This window comes from Ferrimicrobium sp. (assembly GCF_027364955.1).
GTDB lineage: Bacteria > Actinomycetota > Acidimicrobiia > Acidimicrobiales > Acidimicrobiaceae > Ferrimicrobium.
The window spans coordinates 61,840-79,305 of sequence record NZ_DAHXOI010000012.1; the positions used below are offsets into that span (position 1 = coordinate 61,840).

The following is a 17,466-nucleotide window of genomic DNA, read 5'->3' on the forward strand; positions in this document are numbered from 1 at the left end:
CCAGGGATTCGGCATCGTCGCCGCTACCTGACCATAGAACTTCGCGCTGCCACGGGTGAAGACCTGCCCATGGGCATTGACGAGCCAATATCCGTTGCCGGCTGGCGTCGCGGCGATACCGATGATCGGCGCTGTCGAGGTGCCAGGTGCAAGCGAGCCACGGGGAGGAGCTGCGTGGTAGGAGAGCTGGCCGCGGGAGGTGGTGGTAGTATAACCCTGCTGATAGGGCCGCAATGGTGCACCAGGATGGTAGGACACAAAGTCCGGGGCATGGGGTTCGAGGGTTGAGGTGTCTCCCAGCGGGTCAGTGAGATCATATGTGGTGATGGAGACATCCGCAGCATCAGGAACCTCAGCAATAATGGCGTTGGCTAACGTGTTGAGGCTGGTTGGCGTGGGGTTCCACGAACCTTCGACGATTCGAGCGTGTACGGTGTCGATCCCCGCGACCAGTTCGGCAGGGTTGAACTCGCAGTGTCCTGCGTTGTTGACATAGACTTGGGCAAGGTTGTTGCCATTGCCTGCGGCATCGACCGCGTCTTTGTAGGCGGTCTCATTCTGGGGTGAGACGAGCCCGTCGCCAATGGTGTGCATGGTGAGAATGGGGATGTCTCCGGTCTCGCCGTTGATGTCGATTGCATTCTGGAGGTAGGTGACCGCTGCTGGATCGGCGCTGATCTGCGTTGCATCCTGTAGCGTTGCTAAGTCGCCAGCGAGGCTCACCCCTGCAGAGGAGGGGATCGCTGAGTACAGGGCCTGGACCTCTCCCGCGTCGATCGACTTCTTCAAGACGGAGGCATACTGCACGCCGGTGGTCCAACTCGGATTGCCGCCGGCCTTCGCTTCGAGATCTTCACGGCCGAGGAAGGAGAAGGGTAGATCCGTCGTGGCCAGCCATTCGATTTGGTCGGTGAGCTGGGTGGCGATGCCTGCGGCTGTGTCGTTGGGTTGGCTGGTAATCGAACCGTTCCAGAACCAGCCTGGGATGTCCCCTAGCGCCGCGACGAGGCTGAGTCGCGCTCGGCCAGCAGGAGTAGTAGCGGCAGTGTTAAGTGCCTCGAGCGCGGTTACGAGCTGGGTTTCGGCCGTCGCGGGGGAGGAGAGGTCAGCGATCTGAAGGCTCGGGTCGATCAGCTCCTTGAAGGCAAAGAGAGCGGTTAACTGTTGGTTCCAGATTGGAACCGCACCACCGTCAACACCGCAGGCAATCATCGATCCGGAGAAGGTACCGATGTTTTGTTGGACGAGGCCGGCAGTCACGTCGCCACCCATCGAGACGCCCCAGGGAATGACCGACGAGATGGGCGTTGTGCTATGACTCGAGACATAGGCTTTGGCGAGATTCAAGGTGGCAATCTGATCGGTCAGGGCCGCCTTGACTGCCCACCCTTGTTGCGAGTAGCTCGAACCAGCGAGGGCGTACCCTTGACTCAGAAGGATCCCCTGGCTAATGGGGTCTGAGGCATCGATTGGGGTTGGATTATTCGCTCCATCGAAGACATACCCATGCGAGTAGAGCAGGAGGGTTCCGTTGAAGTTTGGTGGAACCTGGACCTCATAGGGGGCACCATCGACGGTTCCTTCAGCTCGAGCAATCGTTGGCGTAGCGTAACTCGTTGATTCTGTGGCGAAAAGTGTCAGCGAAGTCGCGACTGCAAAACTGAGTCCGAGCGCAATTGAACCCTTGAATACCCGCCAACTCATTCTGGACCCCCTGTTCAACAAGCTTGTCTCAAGCTACCTTAGCCCGATGGAGCGAGGTTTGCCAAGCAAGCCATGGCTTTAATCGAACAGTTTGGTGAACCGAACACTGGGTGGTCGAGACGCTACTCTTGGGCCCTGTTCTCGGCGGCGTGAGTGGTGAAGAGATCTCAAAATCGGAGGATGGCAGATCGCTCTTCCCAGTTGATTACGATCACTCATTGGGGTTTTGCTACGGAATTCGAAGCTGTGGTAAGCGATTGGAGGGAATTTTGCAACGTTTCGGGGTCTTTGGTGAAAAATGCCTTTGTTTGATTGTCCACGTAGGTTCGCTTGATCCGAAGGTAACGGGCACGGTGCTGCTGTTACTCGAAGAGGATCAGGTCATCGTGGTCGATCCCGGTATGGTCTCGGCGCGGGAGGTCATTCTTGGTCCCATGGCAAGCATCGGGATCGGCCCCGAGAAGGTGACTGAGGTGGTGCTGAGTCACCATCACCTTGACCACACCTTCCATGTTGCGCTCTTTGAGCGAGCCAGTGTCCATGATTATCACGCGATCTACCACGGCGATGACTGGACGAGTCGCCCGGCCGAGGGCTATCGCATCTCGCCGAATGTGCGCCTTTTTGAGACACCTGGTCACACCAGAGAGGATGTCAGTGTCGCTATTACGACCAGTGATGGCCTGTGCGTCTATACCCATCTGTGGTGGACCGAAGAGGGGCCGCTCGAGGATCCCTATGCACCGAGCGTTGCTCAGTTGGCTAGCTCTCGCCGCCGCGTCCTCGATCTCCACCCTGACTGGATTATCCCCGGCCACGGACGACCATTCCGGCCCGATGTAATGGAACCGGTGGTCTGAACCGGTTGGCTTCGTGATCGCTTGGGTCCATCATCTGCGTGCGGGACCATGATGGGGCCGAGCTGCCAGAGCATGGAGCCACTAGAGTACTGGGACTATGGAATCCTTGCGCGCTCATCTTGAATCCACCATACGAACGGACGTTGTCTCGCTCCTCGCCGAATACGGATCGATACCCTGTCTGTCGCCAGCGTTTGATCGGAACTGGGTCGAGAGTGGACACATTGAACGTGCCCTTGGCCTCTATCAGCGTTGGATTGATGCGCGCGAAGTGCCCGGCCTTACTAGCTCCATTCAACGTATCGCCGGTCGAACCCCACTACTCGTCGTCGATATCCCCGGGAGTGAGCCCTCGCCAGGCCAGGAAACCGTACTGCTCTATGGGCATTTGGACAAACAGCCAGCGACTGATCCATGGTCTGAGGGGTTGAGCCCCTTTGCGAGTGTCCTACATGGAGAGCACCTCTTCGGCCGGGGCATGGTGGATGATGGGTATGCTGCGCCGCTCGTCATCGCCGTGGTGGAAGAGCTCGCACGCCAACATATCAGTTACCCCCATTGTGTGTTGATCGTGGAGGCCTGTGAGGAGAGTGGCAGTCCTGATCTCGACGCACATCTCGAAGAACTGCTACCGACCATTGGTCAGGTACGCCTCGTCGTCTGCCTTGATTCAGGCGGCCTCGATTTTCAGCGACTTTGGGTCACCTCGTCGCTGAGGGGTAACCTTGTGATCTCTATCAACGTCTCGGTATTAGAGAATGGTGTCCACTCCGGTGAAGCCGGTGGTGTGGTACCATCATCTTTTCGCATCCTGCGCAGTTTGCTCTCTCGGATCGAGGACCCAGAGACTGGTGCGATCTTGCCGGAGTTTCTCAATAGCGAGATCCCCACGTTCCATCAAGAGCAGGCCAAGCGACTCTCTCAAGACTTGGGTGATCCACTGGCTCGTCTCTTTCCACTGCTTGGAACCACACAATTGATGGGCACTGATGGTGCTGAGAGGATCTTGAACCAGACCTGGCGCCCTTCGCTCTCATTTATCGGCATCGACGGCGTCCCTCGGGTGCCCGACGGAGGGAATGTGCTACGCCCCTTTACCACCGGCAAGATCTCGCTGCGGCTTCCGCCGACGGTCAACGCAAGGGCTGCTCAAGAACAGCTTGTTGCCCTGCTTGTTGCGGACGTGCCCTATGGGGCTCATGTTGAGATCGAAACCGAGTCTCCGGCACAGGGATGGGTGGCCAAGGAACCTAGTCCTTGGCTCGCAGCAGCGCTCGAAGAGGGTTCAACGGAGGGGTTTGGGAGGCCGGCTGCCTTCTGTGGCGAGGGTGGCTCGATACCCTTCATGGCGACCCTAGGTGAGCGTTTCCCTAACGCTGACTTTGTCGCGACGGGTGCGCTTGGCCCGGGCAGCAATGCACACGGTCCAGACGAGTCCCTCTATTTACCGGCCGCCATCGGTGTTGCCACCACCCTAGCTGCCGTTCTGGGTGCAGTCCCGCGATGAACACCTGAGCCGTTCGAGTTTGTACGAGTCTCTCCCTGATGTAAAGCCAGGCCCTGGACCGGCTCTATGTGTAGCTGATCGACACGGCTGGTAGTCTCTGGAGGAACACGAGTGCGACAAAGAGGTGACAGATGCCTTCTCACAGTTGGTTCGAGCCGGTTGAACAACTGCCTCTGGGGGAGATCGATCTTTCAGACCTCGACTTTTGGCAGCGAGAGTACCAGGTACGAGAGGGTGCCTTTCGAACGCTACGTCGGGAGCGACCAGTCGCCGAATTCGCAATTCCGGATTGGTTGCGCACCGAGGAGAGTGAACAGGGTACTTATCATGCCATCATGCGTTATGAGGACGTCTTTGCCGCGTCGCGCGATCCGGAGACCTTCATCTCCGGACGAGGAGCGGTCTCGATCATCGATTTGCCTGAGGAATTTTTGGAGTTCTTCGGATCGCTGATCAACAGCGATGATCCTCGCCATGCACACTTGCGCCGGGTGGTACTGCGTGCCTTTACTCCGCGTCGCATTGAGCGTTTGGACGCGGAGATCGCGTTGGTGGCCCACCGCCTCGTCGAGCAAGCGAGGGAGCAGGAACGTTTTGACTTTGTGAGTGCCGTTGCCGCCCCGTTGCCGCTGCGTATCATCGGAGAGATTATGGGTATCCCAGAGGAGGCGGATCAGTTTGTGCTCGAACGATCTCAGCGCATCCTCGGGGCGCTGGACCCCGAGTTTGTCCCGCCAAACTTCACTCCAGATGAGTCGATTCTCACCGCTGCCCTTGAGCTGACTGAGTTTATGGGGGAGCTCGCCCACTCAGATCATCACGATGATAGCGTGATCGGAGCATTGTTGTCGGCTGATGTCGATGGAGCCGCTCTCTCCACAAGCGAGCTAGCCTCATTTTTCATCTTGTTGCTGGTCGCAGGCAATGAGACCACTCGGAACGCACTGAGTATGGGTATGATCGCGTTGTCGGAGTTCCAAGACGTACGAGAGGAACTCATCGAGCATCCAAGCGTCGAACAGCTCGGACGAGCGGCCGAAGAGGTGGTCCGACTCGCCTCTCCAGTCGTTTGGATGCGTCGAACGCTCGCACGGCCAGCGGTACTCGCTGGGGTCCCACTCGAGGTGGGTGACAGGGTGCTCCTCATGTACCCATCAGCCAATCGAGATGAGACGGTCTTTGTCGATCCATATCGTTTTCTTCTCAATCGCGACAGCACTCGCCATCTTGGTTTCGGAGGATATGGGCCCCATCATTGCCTTGGTGCTCATCTGGCGCGCGCTGAGATCGTGGCGGTTCTTCGAGAGATGGTAGTGGTGATGCCCGGTTACCACGTGATGGACCAGCCCGAGATGTTGGTGTCAAACTTTATTGCGGGTATAAAGCGACTCCCAATCGATGCAGGCTAGCGCCGCTACTCGCCATCGACCGGGGGATGATAGCGTGCCTCGATATGAGCGATGGTGCCACGAAGGTGTTCGGGAACGCTCGCACGCTGTGTGGTGGCAGCATTGCGCATCGCGGCGTCGATAGCGTCGATAGCGCGTCGTGACTTGGGAGCCTCAGCGAGGCGCAGAACGACGGCTGCCAAGATGATTCTGGCCTCTGGCATGCCAATCTTTTCGACGCTTGTCAGAGCAGCGTTTGCATAGAGCAGCGTCGCCAGGTTGTCTGGGCCCACATCCTCGGCAGCGAAGATCGCCAGGCGCCGCGCAATAAACCGAGGGTCTTCGCCAGCGACGAGTAGATGGGCAAGCCAATCGATCGCGTGGGTCGCGTCGGAGGCACGCATCGACTTGATGAGTGCAGAGGTCATCTCATAGTGGGATGATTGGTCGATCCCAACTGACTCGGGCGGTGAAGGCAGCGATGTGATGTGATGCGATTGACCTTGATGGTTCGCGACCTCGATGGCCCGTTGCAACATGCCAAGCGCTGATCGGGCGTCACCATTGGCATGGGAGATGATCGCAGCTGTCACCTCGTCGTCGATGGATGCCTTCTCCATGGCCACCGCGTCAAGGATCAGCGCCCGCAACACCTCGTCAGCGAGCGGGGCGAGCCGTACCACCTCGATTCGCGAGAGCAGTGCGGGACTGAGGGCCACATACGGGTTCTCGGTGGTTGCGCCGATGAGGGAGAAATAGCCCTCCTCGACCGGCTTGAGAAGTGCATCCTGTTGGGTGCGTGATAACCGATGGATCTCATCGATGAAACAGACCGGCTCGATCTCACCGAGATCGCGACGGCGCTGGCCGTCAAGGGCAAGCTCCTTGATGTCCTTGACCCCGAGAGTTGTCGCCGATAGCGGAATAAAGGTTGTTTGCCGTTCGGCGGCGATGAGCGATCCGATCGTGGTCTTGCCGACGCCTGGTGGACCAGCGAGGACGAGCGCAAAGGGAGTTTCCCCCTTCACGATACGCGCCAACACTCCGTCAGCGCCTTGAAGCGCAGTGTGACCTCGTACCTGATCGAGTGAGGTGGGTCGCATGCGTACCGCAAGCGGTAGTCGGCGTGGATCGAGCTCTTGGCGGAAAAGCTCGTCCACACCTAATCCTTGACGCGGGCCGTCGGCTGAAGACCGAGTTGGGCGAGTACGTCGGTAGCAATCATCTTGGGCGCACCCGTCATAAGATCAGAACCGCTCTGCGTCTTCGGGAAGGCGATTAATTCCCGAATGTTCTCCTCTCCAGCGAGGAGGGCGCTGAGGCGATCAATGCCAAAGGCGAAGCCTCCATGTGGAGGAGCCCCATACTTAAAGGCATCGAGCAGGAAGCCAAAGCGTGATCTGGCCGTCTCTTCGTCGATACCGAGGACCTCGAAGATTTTGGACTGGATGGTGGACGTATGGATTCGGATAGATCCCGATCCAAGCTCCCATCCGTTCAAAACTAGGTCATATGACTGTGACCGCACCGAAAGTGGATCGGTATCAAGGAGGGCAAAGTCATCCTCATTGGGCATCGTGAAGGGATGGTGGGCAGAGATCGGGATACCAAACTCATCAAGACCTTCGAAGAGTGGGAAGTCGATGACCCAGAAAAAGTCGAGCATTTCGTGATCAGCCAGCGATTTGCCGAGGCCAAGACGAATTTGCCCAAGGATCGTGACGGCTTTCTCCCAATCATCTGCCACCATCAAGATGACATCGTTCGCCTTCGCCGCGAGGGCATCGATCAGTTGTTGCTGTTCTGTGTCACTGAGGAACTTGGAGACCGGAGAGTTGAGTGAGAGCTGGCCATCCGTTTCTTCGACCCGCAACCAGAGGAGACCTTTGGCGCCAAGCCCCTTCGCTCGATCGACGAGTTCATCAAGGCGTGCACGACTTAACGGACTTGGTGCGATCATAGCTTGGACGCTCGGGGCGGTGAGTGCCTTCACATTGGTCCCCGAAAAGATGGTGGTTACATCATGCAGTTGGGCTCCAAAGCGACGGTCGGGCTTGTCGGAACCGTAGCGGTTCATGGCATCACGCCAGGTGATGGTGTCGATCTCGATGGTGGCCTCGGGCCGAACTGCTCGCACGACTGCTCGAATAGCATGCGAGACAAAGTTGAGGATGTCGCTTTGGGTGACGAACGAGGCTTCTAGATCCAACTGCGTAAACTCAAACTGGCGATCAGCTCGAAGGTCCTCATCGCGTAGGCAACGTGCGATCTGGTAGTAACGGTCGAAGCCGGCGACCATAAGAAGTTGCTTGGCGATCTGTGGCGATTGCGGAAGTACATAGAAGTTTTGTGGTTGCGTGCGTGACGGCACCAAGAACTCTCGCGCCCCCTCAGGGGTGGGGGTCCAGAGCAACGGGGTCTCGATCTCGGCAAAGCCCTGCTCTTCCATCGAACGACGAATTGCGGCATTGACGACTGACCGCAGCCGCAGGTTGCGCTGCATCCGTGTTCTTCGCAGATCGATATAGCGGTATCGCAACCGTGTTGCTTCGTCAAGTTCCACTCGATCGTCGAGTGAGAAGGGGATGGGCTCCGCCTCGGCGAGCACTCGGACGCTAGGGTCACGGAGTTCTATTCGTCCGGTACTGAGCTGGGCGTTATCGGTGCCCTCTGGTCGCTCCGCAACGGTTCCAGTGATCTGCACAACCCATTCAGGGTGTAGGTTCTCACTCCGTGGCACCACACACTGCACGACGCCGGTGAAGTCGCGTACGTCGACAAAGACGAGGTGCTCGCCGTGTTCACGGATTCGATTCACCCATCCGCAGACCTGCACGACCTCTCCGACACGCGTCTCGTTGAGTGAGCTCGCATAGGCCGTTCGGAGGCCGGCTGGTTCTGGCGCGGCAGCGTAGTTATCGAAAGGTTGCATAGAACGAGTTCCCTCCAGTAGATCGATCTACCATCCTACGGCAAGTTTGGGTGTGTTCGCTTCGTACACCTTGTAGGAGTAAGTGCGACATGAAGAGGCGTTGCCGCGAACTCATCTGTGTTACCTGCCGGAGGTACTGACCCTGCTGGCAGACCCCCGACAGAAGGCGGTTGGCATCTTGACGAGGAGAAGATGGCGAGCTTTGCCTGGTGGTGATCGGTAGAGACGGCATAGCAAGTGAGGGCCGAGCAGGCTGCGGGGACGGTCGACCGCTGGGGTCGAATCCACCTGGGAACACGCGAGCGTTTGTGTACCACATGGCCATAGGGGACACGGAGCTCGTGGCCGGTCCCTCGTCTGTTGCGATTCGTCGCTTGTCAGGTGTCGATCATGAGGAATGGCGAGTCGGTACTCGGCCCATCGAGATAAGATGAGGTCCTAGTGTGCGAGTGGATGAAGGAGACGGTATGCCGATACGAGAAGCACAAACAACCTGGCGTGGATCACTGGAGCAGGGGGCGGGCACAGTGGCACTCACGAGCTCGGGCGTCGGTTCTTACGAGGTCTCCTTCCCGAAGCGGGCTGCTGATCATGCTGAAGGCACGACAAGCCCAGAGGAACTGATCGCTGCTGCGCACACTTCGTGTTTTGCAATGCAGTTCTCCGCCCTACTCGGGGAAGCTGGAGGGGAGGAGATTCATCTAACGATTGGTGCGAAGGTCCATCTCGGTCCTGACCCAGAGGGTGGATTTCGCATTCCCCGTATTGACCTTGTGGTGGGTGGAGCAGCCCGTGGTATCGATGAGAGCGAGTTCCGTAGAATCGCCGAGGATGCCAAGCGCACCTGCCCCGTTAGCAAGGCCTTAGCTGGCACCCAGATCGACTTGACCTTCGAGTAAGCAGCCATCTTTTCGGGGTTAGCATTGTTTGCACACACCTCTCGACTAGGCGGCGGTGCTCGATGATTGTGGTCGGTGGAGTCGCGGTGACCCATTACTAACGAGGGTCGCCATCAGGCCATCGGTAGGGTCAGAGCAACGACACAGCCAGAGCAACGACACGGCCAGAGCAACGACACGGCCAGAGCAACGACACAGCTAGAGGCTGCACGTCACCTCGCCGCGAGAGGGTCCTTGACTACGGCGCCCAGTCGGGGTGCCCAGGTGCAGAAGCGGTACGACTTTTGGTCCCAAGGTCTGCCCTTTGAGGTGCGAAGTATGCGACGGCGCATGGCCAAGACAAGGTCAGGGTCAGGGTCAGCGATGCTGATTATCTTCCGTGACTCCATCGGGCGCCGGGTCTCCGTTGATCTTCAGGAACTGCAATCGATGAGGAGTGGTAGGACCGAGCATGACCTCCACGCTGAGTGTCCCGTTTTGACACCGCAAGTTCCAGTGCCCACGGAGCGATCCCGTTGGGATGAGTGGGTCAGTGGCGATGAGTTGTCCGTAGGTTTGGCGCAGTGACGGCAAGTCTGGCGGGCGTCGCTCATCATCTCGATCGAGCGAATAGGTGGGGAGGGCTGCTTCCTGGAGTAAGGACTGTCGTTCGGGATCTAGGTAGGCATCATTGACTGCTTCGTAGACCTGTTGAAGTTCTAGAGATGGCTGTCGTGTTGGCGCCGTCACGAAACCCTCCTCGACGAGCAGGGTCAGAGCTCTTCGAACGACGTCGGTCAAAGGAGTGTAGGTCCTGTTCGCCAGCGCAATGATACCGATTCCATACTCCGGGAGCCACTCCATGCGAGAGCCATAACCGGGTAGTCCTCCACTGTGACCAACGACTCGACCAAGCAGTCGATGGTGTGTGATCATCAGTCCGTAGCCGTAACCTTGGGCGATCAGATCGGGGCCTGTCAGGCGAGGCTGTGCCATGACACGGTGGATATCGGCCATTTCGCGAAGGGTGGAGCTCTTCACCGATGCACCCAACTGCTGGGGTGTTGCCCAGGCGTTGAGGTGGAGAGCGACCCACCTTGCGAGATCTTCAATCGTCGACCCAAGGCCCCCCATGGCGCCAAAGGCTCCGTCGCCCAAGAGCGGTTCGACCTGCCACTGCCCGTCACAGAGGCTGTGACCTGAGACGACTCGAGTCGGGTCGGATGCCAGCAGGTCCCAGGTCGTTGCGACCATGTTGAGTGGGTCGAAGATCGCCTCAGTGGCGACCGCAGAGAGAGGCACCCCGGCTGCTCGTTCGATGATCATTCCGACGATGGCGTAGCCGAGGTTAGAGTACTCAAAGGCTGTTGCAGACACAAGGTCAAGGCCAATCCCATTGGACAACACCTCAAGGAAGGCCTCTTGACTCAGTGCTAACTGACGATCAGCCCACGGATCATCCTCCACCAGCCCTGACGACATGGAGAGGAGATCACCGATGGTGATCGGTGCGTGAGCATCAGATGATGCTGTTTGGAGGTTGAGTTCAGGGAGCCAGTGCATGACGTGGTCAGCGAGATTGATCTTCCCTAGGTCCCGAAGATGGAGGGCACACAGTGCCGTAAAACTCTTGGTCATGGAGGCGATGCGAAAGATATCGGAGTGGGTAGGTGCGAGCTGACTTACGACGTTCTTGACTCCATGGGCACCGTGGTGAATGAGCCCGCTGCGATCCACGATTCCCCAAGCCAAGCCGGGCACTTTGTATTCTTCGAAGAAGCTGAGGAACAAGTGATCGATGGAGAGGAAGCTCGAGGAGAGTATGGGGCCAACGGTTGATGCGGCGAGGTCTTCGGCGGCGTCTGCGGGTCGAGGATGTTGGAACTCTGACATAGCAGCACCCTAGAGGCCCGAGTGCAAAGATACCTTCATGGAATCGAAGGAGTATGTCGTTAGGGGAGGTCGTTGGCCTCAGCCAAAGAGCGAATCCTGGGTTGGTGGGGGGTTGCGAGAGTGTTGTACCACTGCGATGATGGCTTCGCCATAGCGGGCGACGCGAGTGGTGCCCATCCCCTTGATGCGTAGGAGTGAGATACTGTCTTGCGGTGTCCTCGTCGCGATGTCAGCGAGTGTCATGTCGGGGGCGATCACATACGCTGGCACTCCTTCAGCCCTGGCTTGCTCGCGACGCCATGCTTTGAGTAGGGCGAAGAGATTCAGATCGAGTGGGGTGGCGTCGACGGTCGAAACCGCCTCGTCGGTGTCGACCTCCTCAACGAGGATGTCGTCCGTCTCCTCTGCGAGGCGATCAGAGCGTCGGCGGAGTTCGCGATCGAAATCGTAGATCTCAGGATGCAGTTGGAGAGCCATCGTGTTAAGACCCTTGAGGTAGAGGCCACTAAGCCTTCGGAGCCGTGAAAGAGCGACGTAACCCATCCCTGGAGTAAAAGATCGGGAGAGATCGATCTCTGCTGCATCGAGACTCATGCCTTGGCTCTTATGAATCGTGATCGCCCATGCGAGACGCAGTGGCAACTGCCGGACCTCAGCCTTGGTACTTCCATCCTCCTCGAGCACCCATGCATGCGGTTCGACACTCATGCGACGTGAAGTAGCAGCGAGCTCGACGATTGGCCACGGACCGGAGAGATCAACTACTCGAGCGAGCGAGCCATTGGCGTAGCGGAGATTCTGATCGTTCGCGACAAACATGACCTCTGCACCTACCTTCAGGGCTAACTCATCTGGGGCAAGCACGCCACGGCGCATTGGCTCGACGAGCGCTGGTGGGCCACGGAGCTCCATCGTATAGGTATGTACCTCTCCGCCAATACGAGCGAGTCGTTGGGCATTCATGGCGTCGACATCGACGTTGTGGGAGTAGAGGTGCGTCGGCTCATGATCGTCACTCGGGAGTATGCCGATGCGGGAGTTGAGGATAGCAAGATGCGCTTGACCGAGCGACCCATCCCTCATCGCACTGAGCACCTCGGCGAGTTCGTCACCGGATTGTCGATGTTGTTCTGTCAAGTAGCAGGGGAGGGGGTCGAGATCCCTCCACGCTGCGGATTGGAAGGCAAAATCGATCTCGCTCGAATCTCGATTGATCGGTGGGAGCTGGAACATATCACCGACAAGTACCATCTGGAGGCCTCCGAACGGTGCGTCGGTGCCGCGAATCGTCCGGGCGAGCTGGTCGAGCATGGTAAGGAAGTTGCCGGAGAGCATCGAAATCTCATCGATGATGAGTGCGTCGGTGGTGAGGTACCTGCGGACGAGGCGATCTTTCGATGAAAGGTTTGCAAGGTCATTGGGTGCGAGCTGGTCCCGAATACCGATGCCAGACCACGAATGGATGGTCGCGCCGCCGATCTGTGTGGCTGCGATACCGGTCGAAGCAGTGACCGCTATGGTCAGCCCCCGACGTCGAGCGAGATGCACAAACTGGCGAAGCACATACGATTTGCCAGCCCCTGGTGGACCAGTTAAGAAGACGGAGTCGCCCTTGATGAGTCTCGCGAGTGCCTGTGCCTGTCGCATGGTTGAGACCCTACCAGGTGACGATCGTGTATCCTTTGCTGGTTGGTGGTCTGGGGGAACACGGCTGCGTAATTGACTGGAGGGGACGGCGTCACGTCGTAGTGCGATGCTCCTGGCTGATTTTGGCTCGATGGTGTGGCACGCGATGAGAGCTGGATAGGGGCAGCTTCCCTACACGCAGGAGGAGGGTGCTCAGAAGCGAACCAATAGACCGCTGCGTGCCGTGTGATCAGGTGCCTATCATCCGCCAGGCGGAGCGCCGATGGCCCGGTGTCGGCTGGCAGTTGTTGGTAACAGGCTGAAGCGAGTTCCTCCGCCGAGATGTCGCTGGGGTTGATGGGGACCGCCAGGGATACCCACGTCGTGACGATGGTGCCTTCGACCTCTGTAGAGTGAGCAAAAGAAAAGATTAGAAGAATTCTAAAAATGGTGACACTCCAAAAGCATAAGTGGTAAAGTTGGATGACGTGGAGGCAAGACTGGTCACTCGCGGGAGTGACAATGCGAATGAGGTTACACAGTCAGCTGCTCTGAGAGCTGTGGTAACCGCAGGGATAGAAGGCGCGTACGCTCTTGCTGCGAGAACACAGCTACTGACTTCGTGTTGTATCGGACTGAGGCGATGCCCACGGCGGGCATCTTCAGATCTAGGCTTCTTCGACCTGCGAGCTCTGGTAGGGCCAGATTGGTCTGAGGTCTCGTGCTGGCTATCGACAAGGCACTCCACGAGCGGTAGGGCACGGGTGAGCTCTCCGGTCGACCATCACGATCCAGACGAGACAGGGATCGGAACTCAGGCTGCCATTCGCAGTGGGAAGCCTCATGGAGACAGTGCTAACTCTTGGAAGAAGACGAGGCTCTCTCCCCCAGAATCGTTCTATTACGACAGACAATGTTGCGGGCCTAGACGGCGAAGCAGCACCCAGCTATTCGGTAGCGAATGGGAAAACCCGGTCATCGCGGCATCGATATCGGTGTCCCCTGCAGGAAAGTAAATGAGAGAGAGGATAGTTATGTCAGACTTGGAACATCAAGGGCAGTGCCCAGTCCTACCTACCGCAACCGCGATTGGTAGTCGGTCGAATCAGGATTGGTGGCCCAACCAGTTGAACCTAAGGGTTCTCGAGCAGCATGCGCGCTCGGTGAGTCCTTTGGGTGCCGATTTCTCCTACCGTCATGCATTGAAGGATCTCGACGTCGAGGCGCTTCAACGTGATATCGCGGCGGTGATGACCAATTCACAATCATGGTGGCCGGCTGACTGGGGTCACTATGGGCCACTCTTTGTGCGGATGGCGTGGCATGATGCGGGAACGTATCGAATCTCCGATGGGCGTGGTGGTGCGGGAACCGGTAACCAACGATTCGCTCCAATCAATAGCTGGCCGGATAACGCGAGTCTCGATAAGGCTCGTCGCTTGCTCTGGCCGATCAAGCAGAAGTATGGGAAGCAGGTTTCGTGGGCGGATCTCATCGTTTTTGCGGGCAACTGTGCGCTTGAGTCGATGGGATTCCGTACGTTCGGATTCGGCTTCGGTCGCGAAGATATCTGGGGACCAGAGGAGGATGCATATTGGGGCCCAGAGGAGACTTGGCTCGGAGACGATCGCTATAGCGACGATCGTGAGCTTGCCAACCCCTTCGGGGCTGCACAGATGGGGTTGATCTACGTGAACCCGGAGGGTCCAAATGGCGATCCAAACCCACTTGCTGCTGCCAAGGATATCCGAGAGACCTTCGCTCGTATGGCCATGGATGATGTTGAGACGGTGGCACTGGTGGCGGGTGGTCACACCTTTGGCAAGACTCACGGCGCAGTTCCGAACGCAGAGCGCTACATCGGACCCGAGCCAGAGGGCGCCCCGTTGGAGCAGCAAGGGCTTGGCTGGCGAAACCTCTACGGAACTGGGAAGGGTGCTGATGCCTGGACGAGTGGCCTAGAGGGCGCTTGGACCGACGATCCGGTGCATTGGGACAACGGTTTCTTTGAGAATCTCTTTCGCTATGACTGGGAGTTGTCACGGAGTCCTTCCGGTGCCCAGCAGTGGATCCCCAAGGATCCTGGTGCGAGCGAAGCCGTGCCTGATGCGCATGATCCCTCTAAGCGTCATTTCCCGGTGATGTTGACGACCGACATCGCACTCAAGGTGGACCCGATCTACGAACCGATAGCGAGGCGGTTCTATGAGCATCCTGATGAGTTCGCCGATGCGTTTGCAAGGGCTTGGTTTAAACTGATTCATCGCGATATGGGGCCTGTTACCCGCTACGTTGGTCCTTTAGTGCCGGTGCAAACCCAGATTTGGCAGGATCCAATTCCTGAGCCGGATCACCCATTGGTCGATGTCGAAGCGATTGGTACGCTCAAGGCCATGTTGGGCGCATCCGGACTCTCGATCTCGCAGTTGGTAACGACTGCGTGGGCGGCAGCGTCCACGTTCCGCGGGACTGATAAGCGAGGCGGTGCCAATGGGGCTCGCATCAGGCTCGCACCGCAGAAGGATTGGCAGGTCAACAACCCCCCGGAACTCGCTCACGTATTGGCGACGCTAGCGGACATTCAACGTGATTTTCACGCCTCCCAGGCGGGGGATATGCGCATCTCCCTTGCTGACCTGATCGTCTTGGGTGGATGTGTGGGCATCGAGCAGGCGGCAAGGAGTGCCGGGGTTGAATGTACGGTTCCGTTTATGCCGGGGCGTGCGGACGCCTCGATTGAGCAAACCGACGTCGAGTCATTTGCGGTTCTTGAGCCGCGTTTTGACGGATTTCGTAACTTTCTGGTCGGTGATCAGAAGCTCCCGGCTGAACACCTACTGGTGGAGCGAGCCGATCTATTGACGTTGACTGCGACCGAGATGACTGTGTTGGTCGGCGGCATGCGGGTTTTGAACACCAATTTTGCAAACTCGCCACATGGCGTGCTAACGACACGGCCTGGGGTATTGAGTAATGATTTCTTTGTCAACCTGTTAGACATGACCACCGAGTGGCAGCCATCGACGACAATGGATCAGGTCTATGAAGCCCATGATCGGGCAACGGGAGCGCCGAGATGGACTGCCACAGCGGTAGACCTGGTCTTTGGCTCGAACTCACAGCTCAGAGCGATCGCGGAGGTCTATGCCAGCGATGATGCGAAGGAGAAGTTCGTAGGCGACTTTGTGGCAGCCTGGGACAAGGTGATGAATCTGGATCGGTTCGATCTGCGCTAACCAGGCTCGCGCCGCACGGTAGCTACGCGTTTCCGATCGAATCGCCGAGATGCCAAACCTCGTCGGCCGTGTCAATGGTGATAGGGCCGATGAGGTGGGTCGTCGCTCCTGTGCTGACACCGATAGCAGTTTCCTTCGACGGAGCTGATAGCAATGAATAGCAGCGGCAACGACGCTGACCGTCAGTGGGAGTGTCAAGGCTTTTTGGGGTTGCTCTGCAAACCTTGAGAAGGTGGGAACAGGAAGAATTTCACAGACCAACTGACGGTACACCCGGAGGTGGCCGCGACCGCGAGCGCTCCAAAATCTAGGTCATGAGGCTCAGGTCCGCGGACCCACCCGACTGAAGAGTCCCAGGATCTGGCTTTGGATTGAGTGAAGTGAGCTTGGGTGAAGCAGTAAGTGGACCCCAAACCTACGTGAGTCGTCGTGGTAGGGACGCACGGAACGAATGCCTGCGTGCTGGAACGAAGGTAGTCCCCGGTAGATTCGCGCATATGGACCCCGATAAGAACCGACCGGAGGCGATCTCCGGATCGATGTGGCGTCTTGCTGCCTCGGCGTTTGTTGTTCTCGCTGCTGAGCCTTGCTTTGTGCTTGTGGACACTGCGGTGGTGGGCCATCTTGGTTCAGTGCCACTTGGGGCCCTAGGTGTTGGGGGGACACTTGTGTCGTTGGTTGCCATGCTTGGCGTCTTCTTGGACTATGGAGCCACGGGGCGTGCAGCTCGTTGGTTCGGGGCCGGTCGCCGTGGTGATGCAATTGATGAGGGAGTCGCGGCGACGTTTTTGGCTCTTGTTCTGGGTGTTGTCGCCGTTGGGATCGGTGAGCTCTTGGCCGGACCACTCATTCGGCTGCTTGCTGGTGGGGCCGGCCCCACTGCCCGGGCCGCAGTGACCTGGTTTCGCGTAGCTGTCCTTGGGGTGCCTGGGATGCTTGTCGTGTTGGCTGGTAATGGATGGATGCGGGGAGTACAGGAGACGCGACGTCCCGTGCAGATTGTCGTGTTGGCAAACGTGATCTCAGCGATTGCCTCTCCCGTGCTCGTCTATCCGCTGAGGTTTGGTCTCGTTGGCTCCGCGATTGCGAATCTAGGTGCGCAGGTTATTGGTGGAGTGCTCTTTCTCTTGATCCTTCGGGCTGAGCGACGCCCCTGGGCTCCACGCATGAACGTGGTGAGGGCGCAGTTGCGCACCGGAGGTAATCTCTTCGCTCGCGCCGTCGGCTTTCAGGTAGCAGCTCTTGTCGCTGTGAGCGTGGCTGCTCGGATGGGGACTGCAAAGCTCGGTGCCTTTCAGGTAGGGTTGGAGTGTTGGGCGTTTGAACTAGTAGTATAATTATGTGGCGATTTGTGGAATGTTTATGGCGAACCGTACCATACTGATAGTATGAAACTTTCGGAATACGCCGCTAAGAATGGGATCAAGTACAGAGCGGCCTGG

11 protein-coding genes are annotated in these 17,466 nt (G+C 58.0%); 6 read left to right on the forward strand and 5 right to left on the reverse strand.

The genetic code is table 11. The features are described 5' to 3' along the window. The coding region (locus tag M7Q83_RS09290) for a hypothetical protein (protein WP_298337854.1) at positions 1–1,704 on the reverse strand (1,704 nt) is incomplete at its 3' end. Between the two features lie 269 nt (positions 1,705–1,973). Between M7Q83_RS09290 and M7Q83_RS09295 the strand changes: the two genes are divergently transcribed. From M7Q83_RS09295 to M7Q83_RS09305, 3 genes are all read left to right on the forward strand, one after another. Continuing rightward, positions 1,974–2,564, forward strand: a complete 591-nt coding sequence (locus M7Q83_RS09295; RefSeq protein WP_298337856.1) for an MBL fold metallo-hydrolase — start codon at positions 1,974–1,976, stop codon at positions 2,562–2,564. Between the two features lie 97 nt (positions 2,565–2,661). Next, positions 2,662–4,071 (forward strand): M20/M25/M40 family metallo-hydrolase, encoded by a 1,410-nt coding sequence (locus M7Q83_RS09300; protein ID WP_298337858.1) that lies wholly within the window; start codon positions 2,662–2,664, stop codon positions 4,069–4,071. Between the two features lie 131 nt (positions 4,072–4,202). After that, positions 4,203–5,480, forward strand: a complete 1,278-nt coding sequence (locus M7Q83_RS09305) for a cytochrome P450 (protein ID WP_298337860.1) — start codon at positions 4,203–4,205, stop codon at positions 5,478–5,480. Positions 5,481–5,485: 5 nt separating this feature from the next. Here M7Q83_RS09305 and M7Q83_RS09310 read toward each other — a convergent pair whose 3' ends face one another. Both M7Q83_RS09310 and aspS read right to left on the reverse strand, forming a co-directional pair. Then, positions 5,486–6,619, reverse strand: a complete 1,134-nt coding sequence (locus M7Q83_RS09310; protein WP_298337862.1) for an AAA family ATPase — start codon at positions 6,617–6,619, stop codon at positions 5,486–5,488. A gap of 2 nt (positions 6,620–6,621) precedes the next feature. After that, positions 6,622–8,391, reverse strand: coding sequence for an aspartate--tRNA ligase (aspS, locus tag M7Q83_RS09315; RefSeq protein ID WP_298337864.1), 1,770 nt, complete (start codon positions 8,389–8,391; stop codon positions 6,622–6,624). A gap of 467 nt (positions 8,392–8,858) precedes the next feature. Here aspS and M7Q83_RS09320 point away from each other — a divergent pair, with 467 nt between their 5' ends. After that, positions 8,859–9,290: an OsmC family peroxiredoxin gene (locus M7Q83_RS09320; RefSeq protein WP_298337866.1), complete on the forward strand. Its 432-nt coding sequence runs from the start codon at positions 8,859–8,861 to the stop codon at positions 9,288–9,290. A gap of 357 nt (positions 9,291–9,647) precedes the next feature. On the opposite strand, the gene M7Q83_RS09325 is transcribed toward M7Q83_RS09320, so the two are convergent. Together M7Q83_RS09325 and M7Q83_RS09330 are read right to left on the reverse strand one after the other, a co-directional pair. Continuing rightward, complete coding sequence (locus M7Q83_RS09325) at positions 9,648–11,162, reverse strand: serine hydrolase domain-containing protein (protein WP_298337868.1); 1,515 nt, start codon at positions 11,160–11,162, stop codon at positions 9,648–9,650. A 78-nt stretch (positions 11,163–11,240) separates the two neighbouring features. Then, positions 11,241–12,809 (reverse strand): HRDC domain-containing protein, encoded by a 1,569-nt coding sequence (locus tag M7Q83_RS09330; RefSeq protein WP_298337870.1) that lies wholly within the window; start codon positions 12,807–12,809, stop codon positions 11,241–11,243. Positions 12,810–13,822: 1,013 nt separating this feature from the next. Between M7Q83_RS09330 and katG the strand changes: the two genes are divergently transcribed. Together katG and M7Q83_RS09340 are read left to right on the forward strand one after the other, a co-directional pair. Further along, the gene (gene katG / locus M7Q83_RS09335) at positions 13,823–16,024 is read left to right on the forward strand and encodes a catalase/peroxidase HPI (RefSeq protein ID WP_298337871.1); all 2,202 of its coding nucleotides are present in this window, start codon (positions 13,823–13,825) and stop codon (positions 16,022–16,024) included. A 497-nt stretch (positions 16,025–16,521) separates the two neighbouring features. After that, a complete protein-coding gene (locus M7Q83_RS09340; RefSeq protein WP_298337873.1) occupies positions 16,522–17,361 on the forward strand; it encodes an MATE family efflux transporter in 840 nt (279 codons plus the stop codon). Positions 17,362–17,466: the final 105 nt, after the last annotated feature.